The sequence below is a fragment of the Neisseria sp. P0021.S007 genome, assembly GCF_051956855.1.
In genome coordinates this window covers 143,144-169,910 of sequence record NZ_JBQCXA010000005.1, presented here as the reverse complement: position 1 = coordinate 169,910, position 26,767 = coordinate 143,144, and the positions used below count along the sequence as shown (strand labels likewise).

Sequence of the window (26,767 nt, the reverse complement as noted above, 5' to 3'; positions counted from 1 at the left end):
TGGTGTCTGTATCAGGCAGAGTTGGGCTTGGTCGAACTCTTCAAAAAATACGATGTCCGCATGCGCCTGTTCCACGGCCGCGGTGGCAGCGTAGGTCGCGGCGGCGGCCCTTCTTACCAAGCCATTTTGGCGCAACCTGCAGGCAGTGTTGCCGGACAAATCCGCATTACCGAGCAAGGCGAAGTCATTACCGCCAAATACGCCGATCCGGGCAATGCTCAACGTAACTTGGAAACCTTGGTTGCCGCGACTTTGGAAGCCAGCATCCTGCCGGATAAAAAAGACCCTGATGCCAAACTGATGCAGGATTTGTCGGACGTATCGTTCAAATACTACCGCGAACTGATTACCCACCCCGACTTCATCGACTACTTCCTGCAAACCAGCCCGATTCAGGAAATCGCCACTCTCAACCTCGGCAGCCGTCCCGCCAGCCGCAAAACCTTGGCGCGGATTCAGGACTTGCGCGCGATTCCGTGGGTATTCTCATGGATGCAAAACCGCCTCATGCTGCCGGCTTGGTACGGTTTCGGCAGCGCAGTGGAAACCTTGTGCGAAGGCAAACCCGAAACCCTCACTGCCCTGCGCGAACACGCCCAAAGCAATCCGTTCTTCCAAGCCATGCTCTCCAATATGGAGCAAGTAATGGCAAAAACCGACATCACCTTGGCGGAAAACTATGCCGGCTTAAGCGAATCACCCGATAAAGCAAAAGTCATCTTCGGCATGATCAAGGAAGAATACCAACGCAGCCGCAAAGCACTGCTCGACTTGCTGCAAACCGAAGAGCTCCTACGCGACAACCGCAGCCTCGCCCGTTCGCTTGCCTTGAGGATTCCATACCTGAACGCCCTCAACGGCCTGCAAGTCGCCATGCTCAAACGCCTGCGCAGAGAGCCCGACAATCCGCACGCCCTGCTGATGGTTCACTTGACCATCAACGGCGTAGCGCAAGGTTTGCGAAATACCGGTTAAGGCAGCACGGAAAAAAGGCCGTCTGAAACAATTTTCAGACGGCCTTTTTATGATGAATATACACCAGCATTGCGGCTGTTTTGAGTACCTTCACAATATGCTATAATCCGCCGTTAAACTTTTATCTTTTCAGGAAAAACCATGAGCTTGAAATGCGGCATCGTCGGTTTGCCCAACGTCGGCAAATCCACCCTCTTTAACGCGCTGACCCAATCGGGTATCGAAGCGGCAAACTATCCTTTCTGTACCATCGAACCCAACGTCGGCATCGTTGAAGTCCCCGATCCGCGTATGGCCGAATTGGCAAAAATCGTCAATCCGCAAAAAATGCAGCCTGCCATCGTCGAATTTGTCGATATCGCCGGTTTGGTTGCAGGTGCGAGCAAAGGTGAAGGTTTGGGAAACCAGTTCCTTGCCAACATCCGCGAGACTGACGCGATTGTTAACGTCGTACGTTGCTTTGACGACGACAACATCGTTCACGTTGCAGGCAAAGTCGATCCGATCGCCGACATCGAAACCATCGGCACCGAGTTGGCACTGGCCGACTTGGCCAGTGTCGAAAAAGCCATCGTCCGCGAAGAAAAACGCGCACGCTCAGGCGACAAAGACGCGCAAAAACTGGTCGATCTGTGCAAAAAACTGCTGCCGCATTTGGACGAAGGCAAGCCTGTACGCTCCTTCGGTTTGGACGCAGAAGAACTCGCCATGCTCAAGCCGCTGTTCTTGCTGACTGCCAAACCCGCCATGTACGTCGGCAACGTTTCCGAAGACGGTTTTGAAAACAACCCGCACCTCGACCGCCTGAAAGAATTGGCTGCAAAAGAAAACGCGCCGGTTGTGGCAGTATGCGCTGCAATGGAAAGCGAAATCGCTGAATTGGAAGACGACGAAAAAGCCGAATTCCTCGCTGAAATGGGCTTGGAAGAACCGGGCCTGAACCGCCTGATTCGTGCCGGCTACGACCTCTTGGGCCTGCAAACCTACTTCACCGCCGGTGTCAAAGAAGTCCGCGCTTGGACCATCCACAAAGGCGACACTGCGCCACAAGCCGCCGGCGTAATTCACACCGACTTTGAACGCGGCTTCATCCGTGCCCAAGTTATCTCCTACGAAGACTTCATCGCTTTAGGCGGCGAAGCCAAAGCCAAAGAAGCAGGCAAAATGCGTGTGGAAGGCAAAGAATACGTCGTACAAGACGGCGATGTGATGCACTTCTTGTTTAACGTGTAAGTAAGGTCGTCTGAAAGCATAAAGAATGCAAATCAAATTTGGTAGGCTAAGCTTTTCTTAGCCTACCTTCCTTCAAAGTTTAGGGAAAATGTCTAATATCAATCTTATAGATATTGTAAAAAATATATTTTATTTTATTGGTTCGTCAGCAGGATTATTTGCGGTTCTTCGCCCAGTATTTGAAAGCAAACTTCAACAAGATATTCAAAATGCTAGGAAAATAATTGAACGAATTGGAGAAAATAGGATTTTATACTTAGATTCAAGTATTTATTCCCATCGTTGTGTTTCTAGTGAATTTTTTGTAGATATAGATATTTTAAGTAATGATATTAGCGAGAAAAAACAATGCACACGCTTTTCCAGTCATATTTCATGCTATTTCGATACCGAACTAAAAGAAATTATAAATGAATATATCAACCTAAGAAGCTACATACAAGTTCCGGAATGGGAGCCTAGATACAATGACGATAATGGAAAATCAGCGTGGTATTTCAATAAGAAAGCTGAAAGTTTTTATCCATCAGGAGAGCATTTTCCCGCTAACTATCCGAAACATTTAGAAGAAGCTGCTAAAATAGCTGACAAAATAAAAATAAGATTTTTAAGATTCCAAGCATTAACTGAGCTTCATTACATAGAAACAATTTTTCACAAATGGACCGTAGCTAAATTATATAAAAAACATAACTTGACCGTATAAATAATGTTCAAAAGATCAAAAATTTAGAAATAATTAAATTCATGAAATTGCTAAATCAATATCTAGCCTATTTTAATCAACGGAAGTTTCAATGAAATCAGTTATCCAAGACCTACAATCGCGTGGCTTAATCGCCCAAACTACCGACATCGAAGCCTTAGACGCTTTGTTGAACGAACAAAAAATTTCCCTCTATTGCGGTTTTGACCCGACAGCAGACAGCCTGCACATCGGCCACTTGCTGCCTGTATTGGCATTGCGCCGTTTCCAACAAGCCGGCCATACGCCGATTGCTTTGGTGGGCGGCGCGACCGGCATGATTGGCGACCCAAGCTTTAAAGCCGCCGAACGCAGCTTGAATTCTGCCGAAACCGTTGCCGGTTGGGTTGAAAGCATCCGCAACCAACTGACCCCTTTCTTAAGCTTTGATGGCGACAATGCGGCCATTATGGCCAATAATGCCGACTGGTTCGGCAGCATGAACTGCCTCGACTTCCTGCGCGACATCGGCAAGCATTTCTCCGTCAACGCCATGCTGAACAAGGAATCTGTCAAACAGCGTATCGAGCGCGACGATGTGGGTATTTCCTTCACCGAATTCGCCTATTCCCTGCTGCAAGGCTACGACTTTGCCGAATTGAACAAACGCCACGGCGCGGTTTTGGAAATCGGCGGTTCCGACCAATGGGGCAACATCACTGCCGGTATCGACTTGACCCGCCGTCTGCACCAAAAACAAGTATTCGGCCTGACCCTGCCTTTGGTAACCAAATCAGATGGCACCAAATTCGGCAAAACCGAAGGTGGCGCAGTATGGTTGAACGCGAAGAAAACTTCTCCGTATCAGTTCTACCAATTCTGGCTGAAAGTGGCCGATGCCGATGTGTATAAATTCCTGAAATACTTTACCTTCCTGTCTATCGAAGAAATCGACGCCATCGAAGCCAAAGACAAAGCCAGCGGCACCAAACCTGAAGCGCAACGCATTCTTGCAGAGGAAATGACCCGCTTGATTCACGGCGAAGAAGCCCTTGCCGCCGCCCAACGCATTTCTGAAAGCCTGTTTGCCGAAGACCAAAGCCATCTCACCGAAAGCGACTTCGAGCAGCTGGCACTCGACGGCCTGCCGACTTTTGAAGTTTCCGAGAGCCTCAACGTGGTGGAAACTTTGGTGAAAACCGGTTTGGCGTCTTCCAACAAAGAAGCGCGCGGCTTTGTCAACAGCAAAGCGGTTTTGCTCAACGGCAAACCTGCCGAAGCCAACAATCCGAACCATGCCGCTGAAAAACCTGACGATGCCTATATACTGACCGACGAACACAAACGTTTCGGCAAATACACCATCGTCCGCCGCGGCAAACGCAACCACGCTTTATTGGTTTGGAAATAATCTTTAAACATTAAACGCATCGTTTAAAACAATCATGCCGTCTGAAATCAGCCCTCGCTTTTTTTCAGACGGCATTTTATATTGATGATATTCAGTTTTCCCAAAAAGAAAGGGCAGGTTTTACACCTGCCCTCCTATTAAATAATCTAATTTTTTAAGCAACTTTTATCGCGCGATTACTGCAAACGCTCATTCTCTTGACGGACGGCATTCACCACGTCCGCACCAAACAAAGCGTTGACATCGGTTTCATCAAACACATATTTGCTATGGCAGAAATCGCAGTCAATTTGAATGCTGCCTTGCTCCGCCACCACGCCGCCGACTTCCTGACCGCCAAGCATCAACAGCATATCGCTGACTTTGCCGCGGGAACAGGTGCAGGCAAATTCAATGGCTTCCGGTTCAAAAACGCGGGGCGGGGTTTCATGGTAAAGGCGGTAAAGGGCGTGATGAGCGTCCAAACCGGTCAATTCTTGCGGAGTAAGCGTTTGCGCAAGCGTGGTCACATGTTCCCACGCGGCATCATCCAATTCTTCTTCCGGCAGACGTTGCAGCAATAATGCGCCTGCGGCGTGGTCATCGGCGGCAAGCGTAATATAAGTATCGAGCTGCTCGGAACGTTTCATATAGTTGACCAGCATTTGCGCAATGCTGTCGCCTTCCAGTGGGACAACACCTTGCCAAGGGTCGGCATCTTTAGGCTGATGGGTTAAAACGAACACGCTGTTTTCGCCCAACAGCGCAGTCAGGCTTTCGTCATCACGGATTTCAGCGGTTTCGTCCCAACGGGCAGTAGCGCGGACAGTATTTTCAGAAGTCGCTTCCACCACCAACATTTTCAGACGGCCCTGACCTTGAACCTGAACAATCAGCGTGCCTTCGTTTTTAAGGTTGGCAGACAATAAAGATCCGGCGGCCAGCAACTCGCCCAAAGCGCGGCGGATGGCGACAGGATAATGTTTTTGGTTGACGATGTGTTGCCAAACCTTTTCAAGGCGGATGTGCATACCGCGGATGGGCATATCGTCAAAGATAAAGCGTGTACGGATATCGCTGTGATTTTGTGTCATGTCAGTCTCTGAAAATAAATCAATGAATGCCGCTTATATGGTTGCAGCGGCGGATAAATCAAGCGAAACCGCGCCCGATGTTTTTCTAGTTCGTTTGGAAACAAGGGTTTAACGCAAAATAACAGCAGTTTTTTTGCCAAAAAGACAGTTTTTTAATACAATCAAGCAGATAACAAGAGAATGATACGGGATAACATCTCAGAAACCGGCAATGTGCCTGCAATCGGCAGGGAATGCCTTCTGAAACGGAAGTTTGTACAATGAATTTTTTACTCCGGCTCGCAGCAGTTTGGACTTCGGTCGCCATGCTCGCGAGCGTCAATTTTTCTTACGCTGATGATTTGGAAAACCTGATTACCACCCGTCAGCGTGTTTTAAACCAGTTCAACGACAATGCCAATGTTTACGGCAATACGCGTCAGGCAACCCCTGTCCATCCCACCAATACCTATTCTGCCGCAAGCAACAATACGCGCGCACCTTCGGGCAACGCAGATGAGTTAATCGGCAGCGCCATGGGCTTGCTCGGCGTGGCCTACCGCTACGGCGGCACATCGGCTTCCACCGGCTTTGACTGCAGCGGCTTTATGCAACACATCTTTAAACGCGCCATGGGCCTGAACCTGCCGCGCACTTCTGCCGAACAAGCGCAAATGGGCGTTGCCGTGAGCCGTTCCGAATTACAGCCGGGCGACATGGTCTTTTTCCGCACCATGGGTCGCGGCCGTATTTCCCACGTCGGCCTCTACATCGGCAACAACAATTTCATTCACGCACCGAGGACGGGCAAACGTATCGAAATTACCAGCCTCGGCCACAAATATTGGAGCGCGAAATACGCCTTCGGCCGCCGTGTAAAGAAAAACGACCCTTCCCGTTTCTTAAACTGAGGTGAGCTATGGCAATGCCGCAAATGCCCAAATGGTATGACGACGACGGTCAGATTGTTTCCTGCACCGAAAAAGTCAAAGTCATGACCGAAAACTTGAACGAACTGTACCAAATAGCGCAGGACGCCTTTGAAGACGCCCTGCTGATGGGTTGCTCCGAAAAACAGTTGCGCGAATACTTCCGCGACTTAATGGCCGGGCTGGAAAACCCTTATCAAAAAAACGGTTAGTTATTCAATCCATACAAAAAAAGGCCGTCTGAAAGTTTCTCAGACGGCCTTTTTTTATCGGGCATATCCCCTACCCTATTGCTAACATTCCACCACGCGCACGGATACAGGTATGGCTTTTTTCTGCAAGGTAATGGCCAAGCCTGCGAGCGAGGTTTCTTTATAGGTTGCCTTCATATCGCGGCCGGTTTGCAACATGGTTTGAATCACTTCATCAAGTGAGACTTTTTTGTCTATGCCATCTTCCAAAAGCGCGAGGGTGGCGAGCTTGAGGGCTTTTTCGGCGGCGATGCCGTTGCGCTCGATACAGGGGATTTGCACCAAGCCGCCGACAGGGTCGCAGGTCAAGCCCAAGTGGTGTTCCATCGCCATTTCGGCGGCGTTTTCCACTTGTTTCGGGGTACCGCCGATAACTTCGGCGTATGCACCTGCTGCCATAGAACATGCCACGCCGACTTCGCCTTGGCAACCAACGTCCGCACCGGAAATCGACGCATTGGTTTTGTACAAAATACCGATGGCGCCGGCAGTCAGCAGGAAGTCCTCTACACGCGATTGGTTGGCGTGCGGATTAAATTTGCGGAAATAGTGTAAGACGGCAGGAATAATGCCTGCCGCGCCGTTGGTCGGTGCGGTTACGACGCGGCCGCCAGCGGCGTTTTCTTCATTGACCGCCATGGCGTACACCATCGGCCAAAGTTGGGTATTGACGATTTCGCTCTCGCGTAGGACTTTGAGTTTAGCTGCCAACTGCGGCGCGCGGCGGCGCACATTCAAGCCGCCCGGCAATTGCCCTTCCGCACCCAAGCCGCGCTTGATGCAGTTTTCCATCACATCGGCCACGGCAGCCACACGGCGGCGCACTTCCACTTCATCGCAACCTGCCAACGCTGCTTCATTGGCCAACACGACTTCGGAAATATTCAACTGGTTCAGACGGCATTGTGCCAGCAACTCATCACAGTTTTTGTATGGATACGGCACATCGGCATTTTCCTGCGCCTCTTGTGCAAACCCTTCGTCTGTAACGACAAAACCGCCGCCGACCGAATAATAGATCTGCTCTTTCAGCTTCAGGCCGTCTGAATGGTAGGCGATAAAGTTCAAACCGTTCGGATGTTTGGGCAACACTTTGTCGCCGCGGATATCCAAATCTTTTTCAGGATTGAAGGCCATTTCACGGCCGTTGAGTTTTAAAACGTGCTGCGTGCGGATACGTTCCAAGCGTTGAGGGATGTCCGCAAGCGGGATATCGTGCGGCAGGCTGCCTTCCAAACCGAGCAATAATGCGTCGAATGTGCCGTGTCCGATACCGGTCAAAGCAAGTGAACCGTACACTTCAATGACAATGCGCGCCACTTGTGTATCCAAGTTTTCGGCATTCAGCAAATCAGCAAAAGCGGCCGCGGCCTTCATCGGGCCGACGGTGTGCGAGCTGGACGGGCCGATGCCGATTTTGAAAATATCAAAGATGCTGATCATAATTTTCCTATTATTGTGTGTGCGGGCTGTGTTTTTCAGACGGCCTTAAGGCCTAAAGAGGAATCTTGTGCGCCGCTTGCCAATGCAAGTACCAAATGTCCGACAGTCATCAAAGGATCACCTGCTTCCGGCGAGGTGTATTTCAGCATCAGCGGTTTTTTACGCAAGGGTTCGTAATGGCTGACTTTACAATGCGGGTCTTCCAAACTTGTAGAACCGGCGCGGTATCTGTATGCCAACAGCCGTAAATCGTTCAAGTCCATCTTCATGCCGTTGTCCAGCAATTCGCGCAACTGGTTTTCCCAGGCAATATCGTTGCTTCCGTCTTTAATGGCAATCAAGATGGACTTTTCGAGGATTTTTTTGATGTGCTGGTTCAAGGAGCGGATTGGGAAATGCCCCAGCCACAACAAATCGGTCTCCGCAAATTGGGCGGAAAACTGCTCGATAAACCAGGAATGTAAACCTCGATAATCCGGCGAATGAAACAGGGTTGATTTAACCTTGTTGCCATCTTTATCCAACATGTAATGGCAGCCGATAATCACGCTGCAAGATTCGGCAGCCCATCTAGGAATAATGACTTTGGGGGTAAAGAGCGTTTCGAGGCGTTGCTCGGTAAATTGAGTGGTGAAATCGGGATTGTATTGCAACGATGTCGGCAAATAGCCGCGCCAAAGGTACATGCCGATCCTGTTTTCGCCGATGACATCCAAAAGTTGTTCCAGCATGATACGGCTAGGACATGAAATAAATTCGTCCGCATCCAGCGGAAAAACGAAATCTATCGCTTCATCTTTTGCTACAAGCTGCTTCATAAGCAGGTTTACCAATTGCTCTTGATTGTACTTGAGCGCTTGATATTGATAGATAAATATCGGCAAACCTTCTTCTTTCAATTGAATCAGGATTTCCCTTGTTCCATCGCTGCTGCCGTGATCGATGATGTGCATTTCATCCATCAGCTCGAGATTATGACGGACAAACGATTCGATAACGTCGTTTTCGTTGCGCACCATGCTGATGCTGATTAGTTTTTTTCCCATAAATTATGCAATGTATTGATAGGTTTTAATCATTTTTCAGACGGCCTTAATCCAGCCGGCAATGCGTTTTTCAATCGCTTCGGCACTCAAACCCAAGTCGTCCAGCAGTTTTTTCGGGTCGCCGTGTTCGGTAACTTTGTCTTCTACACCCAACAGCAACACCGGTTTGCAGATGCCGTGTTTCGCCAACACTTCCAACACCGCGCTGCCTGCGCCGCCTTGTTCGGCATTCTCTTCAGCGGTAACGATGTAGTCATGGCTTCGGGCAAGACGGACGATCAGTTCTTCATCTATCGGTTTGACAAAGCGCATGTCGGCAACGGTCGCGTTCAGCTTGTCGGCGGCGGTCAATGATGGGGCAACCATGCTGCCAAAGGCGATAATGGCAATTTTCTCGCCTTCGCGACGGATGATGCCTTTACCGATTTCAACGGTTTCCAGGCCGTCTGAAACGGTTGCGCCCGTGCCTGTACCGCGCGGATAACGGACGGCAGACGGCGAATTTGCCTGATAGCAGGTTGAGAGCAGCAGGCGGCATTCGTTTTCGTCGCTTGGTGCGGCAATAATCATATTCGGCACGCAACGCAAAAAGCTCAAGTCGTACAAACCGGCATGGGTCGGGCCGTCTGCACCGACAATACCTGCACGGTCGATGGCGAACAAAACAGGTAGGTTTTGCAAAGCAACGTCATGTACCAACTGGTCGTAAGCGCGTTGCAGGAAAGTGGAGTAAATCGCCACGACGGGCTTGATGCCTTCACATGCCAAACCGCCGGCAAAGGTAACGGCGTGTTGCTCGGCGATGCCGACGTCGAAATAGCGGTCGGGGAATCGCTGTTCAAACTCAACCAAGCCGCTGCCCTCGCGCATGGCAGGCGTGATGGCAACCAAACGCTCGTCAGCCGCCGCTTGGTCGCACAGCCATTGGCCGAAAACTTGCGTATAAGTCGGTTTAGCCGCGGCAGGTTTGACTTCCGGCGCAGGCACTTCGCTCGGCAGCTTGGAGACAGCATGGTATTTGACAGGGTCGTTTTCGGCGAATTTGTAGCCGTTGCCTTTTTTGGTGATGACGTGCAGCAACTGAGGGCCTTTGCGGCCGCGCAAGTCTTTTAATACGTCCACCAGATTTTCAACGTTGTGGCCGTCCACCGGGCCGGTGTAACGGAAACCGAAGTTTTCAAACAAAGACAGCGACTGTTTGGCATGTTCCGCTTCGCCTGCCAAGGTTTTGATTTTGTTTTCGACTTTTTGGGCAAGCTCCATCGCTCCGGGCAATTTATCTAATACTTTGCTCGATTGGGCTTTGATGGTGCTCAATAGGCCGTGCATATCGCGCACGACGTTGCTGGCAAGATATTTCGGCAGCGCGCCGACATTGGGGGAAATCGACATTTCGTTGTCGTTGAGGATAACCAGCAAATCGACATCCATATCGCCTGCGCAGTTCAGGGCTTCAAACGCCTGACCCGCCGTCATGGCGCCGTCGCCGATGATAGCGACGCTGCGGCGGTTATTGCCCAACTGTTTGTCCGCAACGGCCATGCCCAAAGCCGCGCCTATGGATGTGGAAGAATGCCCCACGCCGAACGCGTCGTATTCCGACTCGCTGCGTTTTGGGAAACCCGCCAAACCGCCGTATTGGCGCATGGTGTGCATTTGATTTTTGCGGCCGGTGAGGATTTTGTGCGGATAGCTTTGATGGCCGACATCCCAGACCAAATGGTCTTCTGGCGTGTCGTACACATAATGCAGCGCCACCGTCAGCTCGACCGCGCCCAAGTTACTGGCGAAATGGCCGCCCGTCTTACCGACGGAATCCAACAGAAATTCGCGCAATTCGGCGGCGACTTGCGGCAGCTGTTTTTTCTCCAGACAGCGCAAATCCTGAGGCGTATCGATAATATCGAGCAAAGGGCTTGGGTTCATGATTTTTGGCGGTGATTTTTTGTGTAACGGACGATTATATCAAGAGATTGCACAACTTGTTACAAATGCTTTCAGACGGCCCGAACCTTTATCCTTTATAATACTGCCAACTGAAAACACAAGGCCGTCTGAAATGACCCAAAACGCAAACAACCTCTGCTGGCTCGATATGGAAATGACCGGCCTCAACCCGGAACACGACCGCATTATCGAAGTCGCCATGATCATTACCGATTCCGATTTGAACGTACTGGCACAATCGGACGTTTACGTCATCCATCAAAGCGACGAGTTGCTCGACGGCATGGACGAGTGGAACACCGCCACCCACGGCCGCACCGGTCTGACCCAACGCGTGCGCGAATCCAAACTGACCGAAGCTGAAGTCGAGCAAAACCTGTTGGACTTCATGTCCGCATGGATACCCGAGAAATCCACGCCCATGTGCGGCAACTCCATCCATCAAGACCGCCGCTTCATGGTCAAATACATGCCGCGTTTGGAAGCCTATTTCCACTACCGCAACTTAGACGTGTCCACGCTGAAAGAGTTGGCCAAACGCTGGAATCCGGCCGTCGCCAAAAGCGTGGTCAAACGCGGTTCGCACAAGGCATTGGACGACATCCTCGAAAGCATCGAAGAAATGCGCCATTATCGCGAGCATTTCCTCAAACTCCCTTCCGAACAATAATCCCAAGGTCGTCTGAAACAGGTTTTACACCGTTCAGACGGCCTCATCAGCTTCCCTCATCTCATGAAAATCACCAAAATTTTTACCTTCGATTCCTCGCACATGCTCGACGGGCATGACGGCAAATGCCAAAACCTGCACGGCCACACCTACAAACTCGAAATCACTGTCTCCGCGCCCGTTATCCAAGGCGGCGCAAAAGACGGCATGGTGATGGACTTTACCGACCTGAAAGCCATCGTCAAACAACACATTACCGACCCGTTCGACCATGCCTTCATCTATCACGGCAACAACGAACGCGAAAGCCAAATCGCCGCGCTTTTGGAAGGCTGGAACATGAAAACCCTGTGCCTGCCCTGCCGCACCACAGCCGAAAACATGAGCGTAGAAATGTATGGCCGTCTGAAAAACGCCGGTGTCAAAGTGTGCAGCGTGAAATTATGGGAAACGCCGACTTCATGTGCGGAATATGAAAGAGAATAAACCGGCATTTTGTATTTTTCAGACGGCCTGTTCCCCAAACACACCCATCCGCTAAACATCAAAAGGAATCTTCATGAAAATCATCTCCACCCTCCTCGTCCTCTTCATCGCTGTCGAACATTTCTACATCGCCTGGCTCGAAATGACGCAAATCCCAAGCGAAAAAGCGTCAGAGCTGTTCAATATGCCTTACGAATTTATGGAACAAAAACGCGTACAAACCCTGTTTTCCAACCAAGGCCTGTACAACGGCTTCCTCGCCATCGGCTTGGTATGGGCTCGCTTTGCCGCACCTGACAACGCCGTTTACGGCGCGACCATCCTGTTCCTCGGCTTTGTCCTCATCGCCGCCGCATGGGGCGCGTTTTCATCCGGCAATAAAGGCATTTTGCTCAAACAAGGCTTGCCGGCATTTTTGGCCGCAGCAGCCGTCATTGCCGCTTAAGCACACACCAGCCATTCTTTCCTATTGAACTGACAGAAAGAATGGCTGCCTCAACCGATTTCTCAAAACGCTTCACCACAACGATTCAATCCCGCACACCCGACATTCATGACCATTCACATCACGCCGAACAATCCCCAATACCGCATTGTCGAAATATTTGAAAGCCTGCAAGGCGAAGGCTGGAATACAGGCATGCCCGCCGTTTTCATCCGTTTGGGCAAATGCAATCTCGCGTGCAGCTGGTGCGATACCGACTACCTCAAATTCGGCATGATGAGCCTGTCCGATATTTTGGGCCGTCTGAAAACCTACACGGCGCGCAATATCATCATTACCGGCGGCGAACCCACCATCCAACCGCATTTGGATACCCTGCTCAACACACTCAAAGCCGAAGGCTATTTCCTGTGTATCGAAACCAACGGCCTCAACCCCGCACCGCCGCAAATCGACTACGTTGCCACCAGCCCTAAAGCCTGCTACGCCGCCAAATATGAATCCGGCTGCATCGAAAAAGCCGACGAAGTGCGCATTGTTGCCGACGGCGATGTCATTGCGTTTTGCCAAGAGATGGAACGCAAAATCCGCGCCCAACATTACTACCTCTCGCCTTGCGAGCAAGACGGTGTGATGAATATCTACGACACCATCCGCCAAATCGGCGTATTAAACAGCCGACCCGACGCCCCCGTCCATTGGCAATTGAGCGTACAAACGCATAAATGGGCAGGAATAGAATAATTCGTTTGAAATCAATTAAAAACAAAACCTTTACAAAATATTGAATGTAAATACCATTCGATATTCGACCAAATGCACTACTGGCAAAGCTCTCAGGCCGTCTGAAAACCCAATTTCAGACGGCCTTTTTTGTTACAAACCTCTTGACCGATTACATAAGATTACGTAAAGTGTGCAACAGTTTTCATAAATTGGTAAAACCAATTTACCTGATAACTGGTTGCATCTAAAAAAGTGGCAATCTTTATTCGAAAAACATCTATTACTCAACACATCGCATCAAACCGCCATTGATTGACGGTTATGGTGCCCGTTGCCCCGAGGATATTCCTATGGCTCTCTTTCTCAGTATTTTTCCCATCGTGCTGCTGATTTGGCTGATGGTTAAGAAAAACAGTATGCCGTCCTATGTCGCGCTACCGATTACCGCCGCGCTGATTTATGCCATCAAACTGTTTTATTTCGGCGACAATGCCATGTTGCTCAACGCAACGGCAGCGTCCGGCCTCGTCTCTACCCTGACCCCGATTACCGTGATTTTCGGTGCCATTATGTTCAACCGCATGATGGAAACCACCGGCTGTATCGACGTCATCCGCAAATGGCTGGCTACCATCAGCCCGAATCCGATTGCCCAGTTGATGATCATCGGCTGGTCTTTCGCCTTTATGATTGAAGGCGCATCCGGTTTCGGTACGCCTGCCGCCATTGCCGCGCCAATCCTGATGAGCTTGGGCTTCAACCCGTTAAAAGTAGCCATCTTCACTTTGGTCATGAACTCCGTACCCGTGTCCTTCGGTGCAGTAGGTACCCCGACTTGGTTCGGCTTCGCGCCTTTGGGCTTGGATCAAAAGAGCATTATGGAAATCGGTATGCAAACCGGCGTAATGCACTTCTTTGCTGGTTTCATCATCCCTGTGATCGGCTTGAGCTTCATCGTACCTTGGGCTGAAATCCGCAAAAACTTGGGCTTTATCGGTATCGCCGTATTCTCCTGTACCCTTCCTTACGTTGCATTGGCAATGGTCAATGAAGAATTCCCATCTCTGGTTGCCGGCGCAATCGGCCTGATGGTTTCCGTATTCGCAGCAAACCGCGGCTGGGGCTTGAGCAAAGATTACGCCAAAGACCCGAATGCAGAAAAAGTACCTTTCGCACAAGTTGCCAAAGCACTGGCTCCTTTGGGTATGCTGATCGGCATGCTGGTGGTCACCCGCATCAAACAGCTGGGCATCAAAGGCCTGCTGACCAGCAAAGAAGAATGGTTCAGCTTCCAACTGCCGTTTGATTTGTCCAAAATCACCGTCAGCGACTCCCTGACCATCACCTTCGGCAACATCTTCGGCCAAGGCGTCAACGCTTCCTACCAAACCCTCTACGTTCCGGCTTGGATTCCGTTTGTCTTCACCGTTTGGATTTGCATCCTGCTGTACAAAACCAAATTCAAAGACGCATGGTCTTTCTACGCTGCAACCTTCAACCAAACCAAAAAACCTCTGCTTGCCCTGATGGGTGCGCTGATTATGGTTCAACTGATGATGGTTGGCGGCGACGACTCCATGGTGAAAATCATCGGTAAAGAATTTGCCAATATGGCCGGCGAACACTGGGTGTACTTCTCCCCATACTTGGGTGCAATCGGTGCATTCTTCTCAGGCTCCAACACTGTATCCAACCTGACCTTTGGTCCGATTCAACAACAAATCGCGCTTGATACCGGCCTGTCCGTTACCCTCATCCTCGCCCTGCAATCCGTTGGCGGCGCAATGGGCAACATGGTCTGCATCAACAACATCATCGCCGTGTGCAGCGTGTTGAACGTAAACAACGCCGAAGGCGCCATCATCAAGAAAACTGTGATCCCGATGAGCATCTATGGCATCATCGCTGTGACTATCGCTTCAATTTTCTTCTTGTAAACAGCTTCATATCAAAGGCCGTCTGAATATTCAGACGGCCTTTTTTGTATTCTTTCGCTATATTTCTTAAAGAATCATTAATGTATATATTCCGCAACAACCCGCATCACCACTTTGCAACACCAAATTACGAACAACTTTCTATTAATAAACAATCGGGTAAGCATAAGTAAACACTGTTTTGCAATTTACCTAATTGCCACTACCGACAAAACGCCTAAAATACGCTTCATCTGCAAACGGAAACCCTTTCTCACTTTGCAAGATAACACACAACCCTCATATGGAGCTTAGATCATGAAATTACTTTCTGTTATCACTGCAGCCACATTGGCTACTGTTTCCTTCTCTGCTGCCGCTGCGCCTGCCGGCTTCGTTTCTTACCGTTGTGACGGCGGCAAATCACTGAACGTGATGTACGGTTTCGACCGCAGCGGTCGCGCAGTTACTGCCGACGTAAACGCCGGTGGTAAAAAAGCCTCTTTGGTTGTCGACAAAAAACGTTCTGACAGCACTGGCACTACTTTCACCAACCGTCGCGGCTATGTAATGTCTGCCGGTTTCATCGACAAAAACACCCACACTACTTCTGAAGTAGTTGGCGTGAACGCCCCTAACGGCTCATTCCTGGTGAAAAACTGCGAACCACGTCCACGTTAATCCCAGTCTTCCTATTTAGCCGAATCATCCCGGTTTGATAGAAAGGCCGTCTGAAAAACAATTTTCAGACGGCCTTTTGATTCAAGCCTATAAAAAAGAGCGTGTACCCTACACGCTCTTTTTGTTTGTTTTCCGAATCAAATACGCATCGGCATTACGATGTATTTGAAGTTCGGATTGTTTGGCACGGTAAACAGCGTTGAACGGTTAGCATCGCCGAAAGCAAGCTGCATATCGTCGGAGTGGATGTTACGCAACACGTCCATCAAGTAGCCGATGTTGAAACCGACTTCCAGTTCTCCGCCTTGGTAAGCGATTTCCAGCTCTTCGCGCGCTTCTTCCTGCTCGTTGTTGCTACATACGACACTCAGCAAACCAGGCTGCAGAAACAGTCGTGCGCCGCGGAATTTTTCATTGGCAAGAATGGCGGCACGTTCAAGCGCACCCAAAAGCTGGGTACGGGACACGAGGAAAATCTTGTCGTTATCCAAAGGAATCACGCGGTTAAAGTCAGGGAACTTGCCGTCGATGACTTTGCTGACAATAGTCGTGCCATTGCATTGGAAGCGTACTTGATTGTCCAAAAGCTCAACGGTGATGGACTCGGACGGATTGTTCAACAGCTTGAAGAGCTCCAATACCGTTTTGCGCGGCAGGATCACTTCCGTTTTCGGCAGTTCTGCCTCAATTTGGCTGGCCGCATAAGCAAGGCGGTGGCCGTCGGTTGCAACAAGGCGCAATTGGTTTCCTTCAACCTGCATCAGCAAGCCGTTGAGGTAATAGCGGATATCTTGAACCGCCATGCTGTATTGCACTTGCGAAAGCATGGTTTTGAAGGTTTCTTGAGTCAGCGAGAAAGTCGCGCTGACGTCGCTGCCGACGTTCATCAACGGAAAGTCTTCAGCAGGCAGGGTTTGCAGGGCAAAACGGGATTTGCCCGCGCGCAAAGTCAAACGGTTGTCCGCCCAATCCAGTGACACCAACGCACTGTCAGGCAGGGCGCGCAAAATGTCTTGGAATTTTTTAGCGTTGGTCGTAATGCGGAAATCGCCTGCCTGACTTTCAGGGCCGGCGGTATTGATTTGGATTTCCAAGTCGGTTGCCAAAAGTTTGGTTTGTCCGTCTTTGCTTTCCAGCAACACATTGGACAAAATCGGCAGAGTATGGCGACGTTCGACAATACCGGTAACGGCTTGCAACGGCTTGAGCAGACTGTCGCGATCGGCTTGTAAAATCAGCATGTTCCATTCCTTTGAATTTGAAATCGGTTGATTTGGGTATTTTAAAATATTTTTTGTATTCAGACGGCCTCACATTGACATCAGGCCGTCTGAATATTGCATTGGGTCAGTTCTGAATCAAAATCAGCAGTTTTTCGTAGTCTTGTGCCAATTCGGGATCTTCTTCACGCAGTTTCGCCACCGCTTTGACACCGTGCATCACGGTCGTGTGGTCGCGGCCGCCAAAGGCATCGCCGATAGAAGGCAGGCTGAGCGTGGTCAGCTCTTTGGTCAGGCTCATGGCAACTTGGCGCGGACGGGCAATGTTGCGCGTACGTTTTTTGCCTAATATATCGCTGATTTTAATACGGTAGTATTTGGCTGTCGCATCGATGATGATGTCTGCGGTAATGACTTTGTGTTTTTCGGCAATAATATCCTGTAAAGCCGTACGCGCCAAATCCATGTCGATGACAGGACGATTCATAAAACGGCTGCTGGCGCTGACACGGTTGAACGCACCTTCCAGCTCACGCACATTGGAGCGGATCAGATTGGCGATAAACAGAGCGGCTTCGTCTTCGATACTGATACCGGCTGCTTCTGCCTTTTTCTGCAAAATCGCCACGCGCATTTCCAATTCGGGCGGTTCAAGTTCCAACGTCAAACCCCATGAGAAACGGGATTTGAGACGGTCGTCCATGCCCTCGATTTTGGCAGGCAATACGTCGCACGTCAGAATCAGCTGTTTTTTCTCGTTGTGGAAATGGTTGTACAGATAGAAGAATTCTTCCATCGTGCGGTCTTTGCCTTTGATGAACTGAATATCGTCGATAATCAGCAGGTCATATTGTTTGTATTGTTGCTTGAATACATCGTAAGTATTGTTGCGCACAGCCTTCATAAAGCTGCGGATATAGTCGTCCGAGTGCATATAGCGCACTTTGGCATCAGGACGGTTTTTCAACAATTCGTTGCCGATGGCCTGCACCAAGTGGGTTTTACCCAAACCAGTACTGCCGTATAAGAAAAACGGGTTGTAGCCCTGCCCCGGATTTTCAGCAATCGCTTGGGCGGCTGCGGCGGCAAGGCGGTTGCCCTTACCTTCCACCAAAGTTTCAAATGTATAGTCGCGCGACAGATTGGTCTGTTCGTAGCGCGCTTCTTCCGCATCGTGTTGTGCGTCGGTTTTGGCTTTGGCAACTGCTTTAGACTCAGCCGGAGCGGCAGTTTGCACTTGAGGCTCATGCGGCAGGTTTTTCATGCGTTGTGCCAAAATCTCGGCAGCCGTCATGGCAGTGGCAGGCTTGGAAACCGTTTCAGACGGCCTATCTTCTTCCATTGGCGCAGCAGTTTGCAAAGGCATTTGAACAGGCTCTACAAATTCTTCAACTTCAATGACTTCTTGCACTTGCACCGGCGCAACAGTCTGAGCCGCCATTTCATAATGCGTACCTACGCCCGGCTTAAACGCGAAAGCAGCCTGCTGAGGCACCAATTCGGCACGCACGGCGTCAATTTTGGCGGCAAACTGGCTTTTGAGCATATTGCAGGCAAATTGGTTTTTACCATACACCACCCATACGCCGTTTTCTTCGCTCACGGTCAAAGGCGCAATCCATTGCGCAAACTGCCCGGCAGGCAACATTTCGTGAAGGCGGCAAAGGCACAGCGGCCAAAATTCAGCTAACGTCATGAGATTAAGCTCGGAAAATGGAAGATTTGGGAAATACAAGAAGGCAGAGCAGACAGGCAATCCGATAAAAATCAAATTCTTACGATACTCCCGCTGCTTTCAGACGGCCTTGCGCACAGAGAAAAGCAAGGTTGGGCGATTATACCCATTCTGCTCTTTTTTATCCACAACCGCCGCAAAATTTTATCCACAAATTCTATCAATGCATAAAACCCGTTGTCACACTTTGGCCAACGAAAAGTTTTTATATTGATTGACAAAAGCGGCAAATTGGAGTGTAATTCACGGTTTAATTATCTACCAATTTTTAGGAAACATCATGAAACGCACTTATCAACCTTCCGTTACCAAACGCAAACGCACCCACGGCTTCTTGGTTCGCTCCAAAACTCGTGGTGGTCGCGCAGTATTGGCTGCCCGTCGCGCCAAAGGCCGCAAACGCTTGGCTGTATAATTTTGAATTACGGCTTCTCAAAGCAGTATCGCTTATTAAAAACGGATGATTTTTCATCCGTTTTTGCGTTGAAAAACCGACGCAGCCGCGATTTGCTGCAAGTCTCCCAGTCCGCAGACAACGCGCTCGGCCATCCGCGCCTTGGTTTGGTCGTCAGCAAAAAGACCGCCAAACGCGCCCATGACCGCAATTATATGAAGCGCGTCATCCGCGACTGGTTCAGGCTGAATCAACACCAGCTGCCGCCGCATGATTTTGTTGTGCGCGTGCGTCAGGCGTTTAATCGGGAAACTGCCCCGGAAGCTCGAAACCAACTTGCCCAGCTGATGAAAAAACGCTGATGAATACCCTGCTTTCCAAGCTCCTCCTTGCACTCATCCGCTTTTACCAATACTGCATCAGCCCCCTCATTCCGCCGCGCTGCCGCTATACCCCGACCTGTTCACAATACGCAGTCGAAGCCGTCAAAAAATACGGCGCATTCAAAGGCGGATGGCTGGCAATCAAACGCATCGCACGATGCCATCCTTTCGGCGGACACGGACATGACCCTGTTCCATAATGCTGCTGTCAACCATTTAAAGAACACGATTTCCTTTAATTTCCCGTCGGTTTCTATATAATGCCGTCTGAAGCAGTTTTCATCTCGATTACCTATCCGTCAATTCCAGGAATCTCTTATGGATTTTAAAAGACTAATGGCGTTTTTTGCCATTTCAGTGGCAATTTTTGCCGGCTGGGAACATTTTTTCCCCAGCCCCAAACCTAATCCGGCGCAACAAGCCGCGCAACAGCAAACGGCCGCTGCTCCGGCAAAAGCCGCTGCCGAAGCCGCGCTTGCTCCAGCCACCCCCATTACCGTTACCACAGACACGGTCAAAGCCGTCATCGATGAAAAAAGCGGCGATCTGCGCCAGCTGACCCTCTTGCAATACAAAGCAACCGGTGACGAACACAAACCTTTCGTCCTGTTTAACGACGGCAAGGAATACACCTACGTTGCCCAATCCGAGCTTTTGGACGCACAAGGTAACAACGTACTAAAAGGCATCAGCTTTACCGCTCCGCAAAAACAATACAGTTTGGAAGGCGACAAAGTTGAAGTCCGCCTGAGCGCACCTGAAACCAACGGCCTGAAAATCGACAAAGTTTATACTTTTACCAAAGGCAGCTACTTGGTTAACGTCCGTTTCGACATTACCAACAGCAAAGGCCAACCCGTCAACCTGAGCGCAGACTACCGCATCGTCCGCGACCACAGCGAACCTGAAGGCCAAGGCTACTTTACCCGCTCTTACGTCGGCCCGGTGGTTTACACCCCTGAAGGCGGCTTCCAAAAAGTCAGCTTCTCTGATTTGGACGACGATGCCAAATCCGGCAAATCCGAAGCCGAATACATCCGCAAAATGCCGACCGGCTGGCTCGGCATGATTGAACACCATTTCATGTCCACTTGGATTTTGCAGCCTAAAGACGGCCAAAGCGTTTGCGCCGCAGGCGACTGCCGTATCGACATCAAACGTCGCAACGACAACCTGTACAGCGCAAGCGTCAGCGTGCCTTTAGCCGCCATTCAAGCCGGCGCGAAAGCCGAAACCGCCATCAACCTGTATGCCGGTCCGCAAACCACTTCCGTTATCGCCAACATCGCCGACAAACTGCAACTGGCCAAAGACTACGGCAAAGTACACTGGTTCGCCTCCCCGCTCTTCTGGCTCTTGAACCAACTGCACAACATCATCGGCAACTGGGGCTGGGCAATCATCGTTTTGACCATCATCGTCAAAGCCGTGCTGTACCCGTTGACCAACGCCTCTTACCGCTCTATGGCAAAAATGCGTGCCGCTGCACCTAAATTGCAAGCTATCAAAGAGAAATACGGCGATGACCGCATGGCGCAACAACAAGCCATGATGCAGCTTTACAAAGACGAGAAAATCAATCCGCTGGGCGGCTGTCTGCCTATGCTGTTGCAAATCCCCGTCTTCATCGGTCTGTACTGGGCATTGTTCGCCTCCGTAGAATTGCGTCAAGCGCCTTGGTTGGGTTGGATTACCGACTTGAGCCGTCCGGATCCTTTCTACATCCTGCCTTTGATTATGGCGGCGACCATGTTTGCACAAACTTATCTGAATCCGCCGTCAACCGACCCTATGCAGGCGAAAATGATGAAAGTCATGCCTTTGATTTTCTCCATCATGTTCTTCTTCTTCCCTGCCGGTTTGGTTCTGTACTGGGTAGTCAACAACCTCTTGACCATCGCCCAACAATGGCACATCAACCGCAGCATCGAAAAACAACGCGCCCAAGGCGAAGTCGTTTCTTGATAAAAGCTTAGGCAACATAAAGGCCGTCTGTTGTTCAGACGGCCTTTTTTATTTCCTCAAACAAATACAGTTTGAGATTGAACCCAATCCAGTTTTAAGCGGCATGAAGCACAAAAATCGTCGGGCGTTTTTTCAAATTCGGCATTTCTTTTCTTTTCCGCCACTGCGCAATCGTTTGGCTGATGATTTCCTGTGTCGGTAAGGTTAAGTCCGTGGCCACGCATAATCGCGTTTCAGGATGCAGGTTTTCCACCGCATCAGCCAACAACGCATCGTTGCGATACGGCGTTTCGATAAACAGCTGCGTTTCATTCTGCTGGCGCGAACGTTGTTCCAAAGCCTTCAAACACTGAATCCGCTCATTTTTTTCAGACGGCAAATAACCCTTAAACGCAAAGTTCTGACCATTCGCACCCGAAGCCATCAGCGCCAGCAACAAACTGGACGGCCCGACCAAAGGTCGTACTTCAAAACCGTGTTTATGCGCCAACGCCACCAAATTCGCGCCCGGGTCGGCAACAGCCGGGCAACCTGCCTCACTGACAATACCCATACTGCGCCCTTCTTGCAAAGGTTTCAGCAATTCCGGCAAAGTCTTCAAATCCGTGTGTTCATTCAGCGTTTGCAGATTCAGCTCGCGGATAGGCGTAGTTACGCCCAAATGTTTCAAATGCGCGCGCGCTGTTTTTTCCGCTTCTACGACAAAATCCGTCAGCCCGACAATCGCCTGTTGTTCATGCGGCAACAGGCATGGCGTATCAGGCGCACCCAAAGGGGTAGGAATCAAATACAAAATCGGTTTCATTCTTGCAACTCCAAAAAATCTCAGGCCGTCTGAACACATTCAGACGGCCTCAAACTATAAAACTTCCACACCTTCGTTTTTCAAAAAATCAATCAGACGGAAAATCGGAAGGCCGATCAAAGCATTCGGGTCCGTACTTTCAATCCGCTCCAACAAAGCGGCGCCCAAACCCTCGCTTTTCGCCGCACCGGCGCAATAAACTGCATCCGGCTCGCGTTCCAAATATCGGCTGATTTGTTCCTGCGACAACTGGCGCATGGCAACCACCGTATGATCGACATGATGCTGAACCTTGCCCGTAGCAGTATTCAAAAGCACGATTGCGCTGTAAAATTCAATCCGTTTTCCGCTTAAGTTTTCCAGCATCTGTTGTGCATTTGCGACGTTCATCGGCTTACCCAATTGACGTCCTTCGCACCATGCCACTTGGTCTGCACCGATAATCAGCGCGGCAGGAAAAGCTGCCGCCAATGAACGGGCTTTGCCTTCCGCCAAACGCAGCGCCGTTTCGCCTGCATGTTCGCCCGCAATAGGCGTTTCGTCAAAATCAGGCGATGCCGTCTGAAAATCGATACCCAAACGGCGAAGCTGTCCGCAGCGGAAAACCGAACTCGACCCTAAAACCAAAGGCAGTTTTACTTCCATATTTTTACTTAAAAACATTGACGTTAGACTGCCAAAATTATATCATACTCCGTTTATGTCATACCCTAATTTGATTGACCCAGAAGTTTTCGCCGCCGAAGGGCAGAATCTGCAAGGCAGCTTCCTGCTCGAAGAATTGGATGAACGAGTCAGTTCGCACGATTATCCGGCCGACAAACAGACACGCGTGTCGTTTACGCTGCAAGGCGGTCGCGACCGGCTGCAACGTCTGTTTCTCGATTTAAACGTCAAAGCCGACATGCCCCTGATTTGCCAGCGTTGCATTACGCCCATGCCGTTTCTACTCGATGAAACCAGCCGTATCGTCCTGTTTGCCGATGAAGAGAGTTTGGACGAAGCCATGCTTACCGATGAAGAATTGGAAGGCATGCTGCTCGAAAAAGAGCTTGACGTGCGGACTCTGGTTGAAGACCAAATCCTGATGTCGCTCCCTTTCTCCCCTCGACACGAAGACTGCGGCAACAATGGAACACTGGACGAAGTCAATCGGGACAAACCAAACCCCTTCGCTGTTTTAGCAGGTTTGAAAAGCAGTTAATTAGGACACAGTTTATTTATCTAGGAGCTTGAAATGGCCGTTCAACAAAACAAAAAATCCCCTTCTAAACGCGGTATGCACCGTTCACACGACGCTCTGACTGCGCCTTCTCTGTCTGTTGACAGCGCAACCGGCGAAGTGCATCGTCCACACCACATTTCTCCAAACGGTATGTACCGTGGCCGTAAAGTGGTAAAAGCTAAAGGCGAATAATCCGTTCGTCTGACTGAAAAAGCCAGAATATTGCCATGCAATGACTGGCTTTTTTGCATTGCACCCTGTATTTTCCTCTTCGGAAGCACACCATGAAACGTAAAATCTGGTACACCTACGACGACATCCACCGCGTAATCAAAGGATTGGCGGAAAAAATCCAAAACTCCGGCACCAAATACGATGCCATGATTGCCATTGGCGGCGGCGGTTTTATCCCTGCCCGCATGTTGCGCTGCTTCTTGGAAATTCCGATTTACGCCGTGACCACAGCCTACTACGACAACGATCACGAAGGTCAAGTGACCGAGGAAGTGAAAAAAGTCCAATGGCTCGATCCCGTTCCCGATGTACTGAAAGGCAAAAACGTACTGGTTGTTGACGAAGTGGACGACAGCCGCGTTACCATGGAATTCTGCCTGAACGAATTGTTGAAAGAAGATTTCGGCACTATCGGCGTGGCAGTATTGCATGAAAAAATCAAAGCCAAAGTTGGCAAGATTCCCGAAGGCATCCCTTATTTCAGCGGCATCACCGTTGAAGACTGGTGGATCAACTATCCTTGGGACGCGCTGGACATCGACGAACACAACAAATTGGCCGCGCAAAACCAATAAATCTGGTACGACCATCGCAACAAGCCTTTTCATCTGATTTTCCATTTAATCTCCTGAAAATCGGATGAGTGTGCTTTTCCGATTGTTTGATGCCGTCTGAAACACACAAACCGGAGAACAACATGATTACACTGGCCGTAGATGCCATGGGCGGAGATGCAGGCCTTGCGATTACCGTCCCCGGTGCAGTGGATTTCCTGAAACAGCAATCCGACGTACATCTGATTATGGTCGGAGATGAAGCAGCAGTCCGCCAAGCATTAAGCTCGGCAGGCGCACCTATGGACCGCATTACTGTCTGCCATGCAGCGCAAGTCGTCGAAATGGATGAAGCACCGCAATCTGCGCTGAAAAATAAAAAAGAATCATCCATGCGCATCGCCATCAACCAAGTTAAAGAAGGCAACGCGCAAGCTGCCGTATCGGCAGGCAATACCGGCGCACTGATGGCGACCGCCCGATTCGTCCTCAAAACCATTCCCGGCATTGAGCGCCCTGCTATCGCCAAATTCCTGCCTTCCGACAGCGAACACGTTACTCTGGCTTTGGATTTGGGAGCTAACGTCGACTGTACGCCCGAACAACTGGTTCAATTTGCCATCATCGGCAGCGAGCTGGTACACGCGCTACACCCCGAAAAAGGTAGCCCGCGCGTCGCCCTCTTGAACGTCGGTACAGAAGACATCAAAGGTACGGATGCCGTCAAACAAACCTTTAAACTGTTGAGCAGCAGCAAACTCAACTTTATCGGCAATATCGAAAGCAACAGCGTTTTGTATGGCGAAGCCGATGTCGTTGTCGCAGACGGGTTTGTCGGCAACGTTATGCTCAAAACCATCGAAGGCGCGGTTAAATTCATGAGCGGCGCCATCCGTCGTGAATTCAAAAGCACCCTGTTCAACAAACTTGCCGCCATTGCCGCCCTGCCCGCACTCAAAGGTTTGAAAGGCAAACTGGATCCGCGCAAATTTAACGGCGCCATCCTGCTTGGTTTACGCGGTATTGTGATTAAGAGCCACGGTGGAACCGACGAAGTCGGCTTCCGTTATGCTTTGGAAGAAGCCTACCACGAAGCCAAATCCGCCGGCCTCGCTAAAATCGAACAAGGCGTAGCCACCCAGTTGGCTGCTTTGGAAGCCGCCAAAGCAGCAGCCGAACTGGAAGAAACCGCTACTCCAGCAACGGAAGCTTAAGGCTGATATACACAGGCCGTCTGAAACTCCAAAAAGTTCAGACGGCCTGTTTTTATCTTTAATCACCGACTTCATTCTTAATATTGGGAATTTTCCCATTTTCGCTTACAATACCCGACTATCTGAATCAACTCTCTAAAAAGGCCGTTCTCATGCAATATGCCAAAATTTCCGGTACAGGCAGCTACCTTCCTGCCAACCGCGTCAGCAATGACGACCTTGCCAAAAAAGTGGACACTTCCGACGAGTGGATTACCACGCGTACAGGTATCAAATTTCGCCATATTGCAGACGACAGCGAAAAAACCAGCGATTTGGCCGCCGAGTCAGCGCGCCGCGCCTTGGCAGATGCCGGTTTGCAGGCTGACGATATCGACCTGATTATCGTCGCCACAGCTACCCCCGATATGCAGTTCCCTTCTACGGCAACCATCGTGCAGCAAAAATTGGGCATTGCCAACGGCTGCCCTGCCTTTGACGTACAAGCCGTGTGCGCCGGTTTTATGTATGCCCTGACCACTGCCAATGCCTACATCAAAAGTGGCATGGCGAAAAACGCTTTGGTTATCGGCGCTGAAACCTTCAGCCGCATCGTCGATTGGAACGACCGCACCACCTGCGTCCTCTTTGGTGACGGTGCGGGCGCGGTTGTCTTAAGTGCATCTGACGAACCGGGCATTATCCATAGCAAACTCAAAGCCGACGGCAACTACCTCAACCTTTTGAACGTCCCGGGACAAATTGCCAACGGCCAGATTTGCGGTTCGCCCTACATCAGCATGGACGGCCCCGGCGTATTCAAGTTTGCCGTCAAAATGCTGTCCAAAATCGCAGATGACGTTATCGAAGAAGCCGGTTATACCACCAATCAAATCGATTGGCTTGTGCCGCACCAAGCCAATAAGCGCATTATCGACTCTACCGCCAAACACTTGGGCTTGAGCATGGACAAAGTGATCCTGACCGTCCAAGACCACGGCAACACGTCCGCTGCCTCTATTCCGCTGGCACTGGATGTCGGTATTAAAAACGGCCAAATCAAACGCGGACAAAACCTCTTGCTCGAAGGCATCGGCGGCGGTTTTGCCTGGGGTGCGGTCTTAGTAAAATACTAACGGTTGGGCCGTCTGAACATCCCTTTC

29 protein-coding genes are annotated in these 26,767 nt (G+C 50.3%); 21 read left to right on the top strand and 8 right to left on the bottom strand.

The annotated features are described in order from the left end of the window. From ACTHUR_RS08215 to tyrS, 4 genes are all read left to right on the top strand, one after another. Positions 1–975, top strand: a 975-nt coding sequence (locus ACTHUR_RS08215) for a phosphoenolpyruvate carboxylase (protein WP_440398544.1), incomplete at its 5' end; no start/stop codon positions are given. A 141-nt stretch (positions 976–1,116) separates the two neighbouring features. Continuing rightward, the gene (gene ychF / locus ACTHUR_RS08210) at positions 1,117–2,208 is read left to right on the top strand and encodes a redox-regulated ATPase YchF (protein WP_049330669.1); all 1,092 of its coding nucleotides are present in this window, start codon (positions 1,117–1,119) and stop codon (positions 2,206–2,208) included. An 88-nt stretch (positions 2,209–2,296) separates the two neighbouring features. Next, the gene (locus ACTHUR_RS08205) at positions 2,297–2,914 is read left to right on the top strand and encodes a hypothetical protein (protein WP_004519533.1); all 618 of its coding nucleotides are present in this window, start codon (positions 2,297–2,299) and stop codon (positions 2,912–2,914) included. Positions 2,915–3,005: 91 nt separating this feature from the next. Then, a complete protein-coding gene (tyrS, locus tag ACTHUR_RS08200; protein WP_049336393.1) occupies positions 3,006–4,304 on the top strand; it encodes a tyrosine--tRNA ligase in 1,299 nt (432 codons plus the stop codon). 176 nt (positions 4,305–4,480) lie between these two features. On the opposite strand, the gene hslO is transcribed toward tyrS, so the two are convergent. Continuing rightward, positions 4,481–5,377, bottom strand: a complete 897-nt coding sequence (gene hslO, locus ACTHUR_RS08195) for an Hsp33 family molecular chaperone HslO (protein WP_049336392.1) — start codon at positions 5,375–5,377, stop codon at positions 4,481–4,483. Positions 5,378–5,637: 260 nt separating this feature from the next. Here hslO and ACTHUR_RS08190 point away from each other — a divergent pair, with 260 nt between their 5' ends. Both ACTHUR_RS08190 and ACTHUR_RS08185 read left to right on the top strand, forming a co-directional pair. Continuing rightward, complete coding sequence (locus tag ACTHUR_RS08190; protein WP_049343546.1) at positions 5,638–6,267, top strand: C40 family peptidase; 630 nt, start codon at positions 5,638–5,640, stop codon at positions 6,265–6,267. An 8-nt stretch (positions 6,268–6,275) separates the two neighbouring features. Further along, positions 6,276–6,497, top strand: a complete 222-nt coding sequence (locus ACTHUR_RS08185; protein WP_004519529.1) for a hypothetical protein — start codon at positions 6,276–6,278, stop codon at positions 6,495–6,497. A gap of 81 nt (positions 6,498–6,578) precedes the next feature. Here the strand turns inward: ACTHUR_RS08185 and ACTHUR_RS08180 are convergent, their stop codons facing one another. The 3 genes from ACTHUR_RS08180 to dxs are packed head-to-tail and all read right to left on the bottom strand — an operon-like array spanning position 6,579 to position 10,951. Continuing rightward, positions 6,579–7,979: an L-serine ammonia-lyase gene (locus tag ACTHUR_RS08180; RefSeq protein ID WP_004520399.1), complete on the bottom strand. Its 1,401-nt coding sequence runs from the start codon at positions 7,977–7,979 to the stop codon at positions 6,579–6,581. Between the two features lie 35 nt (positions 7,980–8,014). Then, positions 8,015–9,025, bottom strand: a complete 1,011-nt coding sequence (locus tag ACTHUR_RS08175) for a glycosyltransferase family 2 protein (RefSeq protein WP_004520400.1) — start codon at positions 9,023–9,025, stop codon at positions 8,015–8,017. Between the two features lie 36 nt (positions 9,026–9,061). After that, complete coding sequence (gene dxs / locus ACTHUR_RS08170) at positions 9,062–10,951, bottom strand: 1-deoxy-D-xylulose-5-phosphate synthase (protein ID WP_004520402.1); 1,890 nt, start codon at positions 10,949–10,951, stop codon at positions 9,062–9,064. A 133-nt stretch (positions 10,952–11,084) separates the two neighbouring features. Here dxs and orn point away from each other — a divergent pair, with 133 nt between their 5' ends. The 6 genes from orn to ACTHUR_RS08140 all read left to right on the top strand — a co-directional run bounded on the left by orn (position 11,085) and on the right by ACTHUR_RS08140 (position 15,896). Continuing rightward, positions 11,085–11,642: an oligoribonuclease gene (orn, locus tag ACTHUR_RS08165; protein WP_039862353.1), complete on the top strand. Its 558-nt coding sequence runs from the start codon at positions 11,085–11,087 to the stop codon at positions 11,640–11,642. 63 nt (positions 11,643–11,705) lie between these two features. Beyond that, a complete protein-coding gene (gene queD, locus ACTHUR_RS08160) occupies positions 11,706–12,128 on the top strand; it encodes a 6-carboxytetrahydropterin synthase QueD (protein WP_440361204.1) in 423 nt (140 codons plus the stop codon). Between the two features lie 73 nt (positions 12,129–12,201). Next, positions 12,202–12,573, top strand: coding sequence for a DUF1304 domain-containing protein (locus ACTHUR_RS08155; RefSeq protein ID WP_440361205.1), 372 nt, complete (start codon positions 12,202–12,204; stop codon positions 12,571–12,573). A 108-nt stretch (positions 12,574–12,681) separates the two neighbouring features. Beyond that, positions 12,682–13,317, top strand: coding sequence for a 7-carboxy-7-deazaguanine synthase QueE (locus ACTHUR_RS08150; protein WP_440361206.1), 636 nt, complete (start codon positions 12,682–12,684; stop codon positions 13,315–13,317). A 332-nt stretch (positions 13,318–13,649) separates the two neighbouring features. After that, a complete protein-coding gene (locus tag ACTHUR_RS08145; protein WP_070587511.1) occupies positions 13,650–15,236 on the top strand; it encodes an L-lactate permease in 1,587 nt (528 codons plus the stop codon). A 297-nt stretch (positions 15,237–15,533) separates the two neighbouring features. Next, positions 15,534–15,896 carry an ACP-like domain-containing protein gene (locus ACTHUR_RS08140; RefSeq protein ID WP_440361207.1) on the top strand — a complete coding sequence of 121 codons (363 nt, stop codon included), beginning with the start codon at positions 15,534–15,536 and terminating at the stop codon, positions 15,894–15,896. Positions 15,897–16,033: 137 nt separating this feature from the next. Here ACTHUR_RS08140 and dnaN read toward each other — a convergent pair whose 3' ends face one another. Continuing rightward, complete coding sequence (dnaN, locus tag ACTHUR_RS08135) at positions 16,034–17,137, bottom strand: DNA polymerase III subunit beta (protein WP_004520410.1); 1,104 nt, start codon at positions 17,135–17,137, stop codon at positions 16,034–16,036. Between the two features lie 106 nt (positions 17,138–17,243). Then, on the bottom strand, positions 17,244–18,812 hold the full coding sequence (gene dnaA, locus ACTHUR_RS08130; protein WP_049343534.1) for a chromosomal replication initiator protein DnaA: 1,569 nt from the start codon (positions 18,810–18,812) through the stop codon (positions 17,244–17,246). A gap of 319 nt (positions 18,813–19,131) precedes the next feature. Between dnaA and rpmH the strand changes: the two genes are divergently transcribed. The 4 genes from rpmH (at position 19,132) to yidC (ending at position 21,593) form a co-directional block, all read left to right on the top strand. Beyond that, positions 19,132–19,266 (top strand): 50S ribosomal protein L34, encoded by a 135-nt coding sequence (gene rpmH / locus ACTHUR_RS08125; protein ID WP_002214728.1) that lies wholly within the window; start codon positions 19,132–19,134, stop codon positions 19,264–19,266. A gap of 2 nt (positions 19,267–19,268) precedes the next feature. After that, a complete protein-coding gene (gene rnpA / locus ACTHUR_RS08120; protein ID WP_049343532.1) occupies positions 19,269–19,607 on the top strand; it encodes a ribonuclease P protein component in 339 nt (112 codons plus the stop codon). Continuing rightward, complete coding sequence (gene yidD, locus ACTHUR_RS08115) at positions 19,607–19,828, top strand: membrane protein insertion efficiency factor YidD (protein WP_003682178.1); 222 nt, start codon at positions 19,607–19,609, stop codon at positions 19,826–19,828. The genes rnpA and yidD overlap by 1 nt, the downstream gene beginning before the upstream one ends. A gap of 118 nt (positions 19,829–19,946) precedes the next feature. After that, the gene (yidC, locus tag ACTHUR_RS08110) at positions 19,947–21,593 is read left to right on the top strand and encodes a membrane protein insertase YidC (protein WP_049336372.1); all 1,647 of its coding nucleotides are present in this window, start codon (positions 19,947–19,949) and stop codon (positions 21,591–21,593) included. Between the two features lie 94 nt (positions 21,594–21,687). Here the strand turns inward: yidC and ACTHUR_RS08105 are convergent, their stop codons facing one another. Together ACTHUR_RS08105 and ACTHUR_RS08100 are read right to left on the bottom strand one after the other, a co-directional pair. After that, on the bottom strand, positions 21,688–22,398 hold the full coding sequence (locus ACTHUR_RS08105) for an SAM-dependent methyltransferase (RefSeq protein ID WP_049336370.1): 711 nt from the start codon (positions 22,396–22,398) through the stop codon (positions 21,688–21,690). 54 nt (positions 22,399–22,452) lie between these two features. After that, positions 22,453–23,043 carry a Maf family protein gene (locus ACTHUR_RS08100; protein WP_049336421.1) on the bottom strand — a complete coding sequence of 197 codons (591 nt, stop codon included), beginning with the start codon at positions 23,041–23,043 and terminating at the stop codon, positions 22,453–22,455. Positions 23,044–23,098: 55 nt separating this feature from the next. On the opposite strand from ACTHUR_RS08100, the gene ACTHUR_RS08095 reads away from it, so the two are divergent. From ACTHUR_RS08095 to ACTHUR_RS08075, 5 genes are all read left to right on the top strand, one after another. Beyond that, positions 23,099–23,602, top strand: a complete 504-nt coding sequence (locus tag ACTHUR_RS08095) for a YceD family protein (protein ID WP_049336368.1) — start codon at positions 23,099–23,101, stop codon at positions 23,600–23,602. 33 nt (positions 23,603–23,635) lie between these two features. Further along, positions 23,636–23,815 (top strand): 50S ribosomal protein L32, encoded by a 180-nt coding sequence (rpmF, locus tag ACTHUR_RS08090; protein WP_002240035.1) that lies wholly within the window; start codon positions 23,636–23,638, stop codon positions 23,813–23,815. 92 nt (positions 23,816–23,907) lie between these two features. Next, positions 23,908–24,432 (top strand): phosphoribosyltransferase, encoded by a 525-nt coding sequence (locus ACTHUR_RS08085; protein ID WP_049332638.1) that lies wholly within the window; start codon positions 23,908–23,910, stop codon positions 24,430–24,432. 122 nt (positions 24,433–24,554) lie between these two features. Beyond that, positions 24,555–25,625, top strand: a complete 1,071-nt coding sequence (gene plsX / locus ACTHUR_RS08080) for a phosphate acyltransferase PlsX (protein ID WP_049336419.1) — start codon at positions 24,555–24,557, stop codon at positions 25,623–25,625. Positions 25,626–25,777: 152 nt separating this feature from the next. Then, a complete protein-coding gene (locus tag ACTHUR_RS08075; protein WP_049336364.1) occupies positions 25,778–26,740 on the top strand; it encodes a beta-ketoacyl-ACP synthase III in 963 nt (320 codons plus the stop codon). Positions 26,741–26,767: the final 27 nt, after the last annotated feature.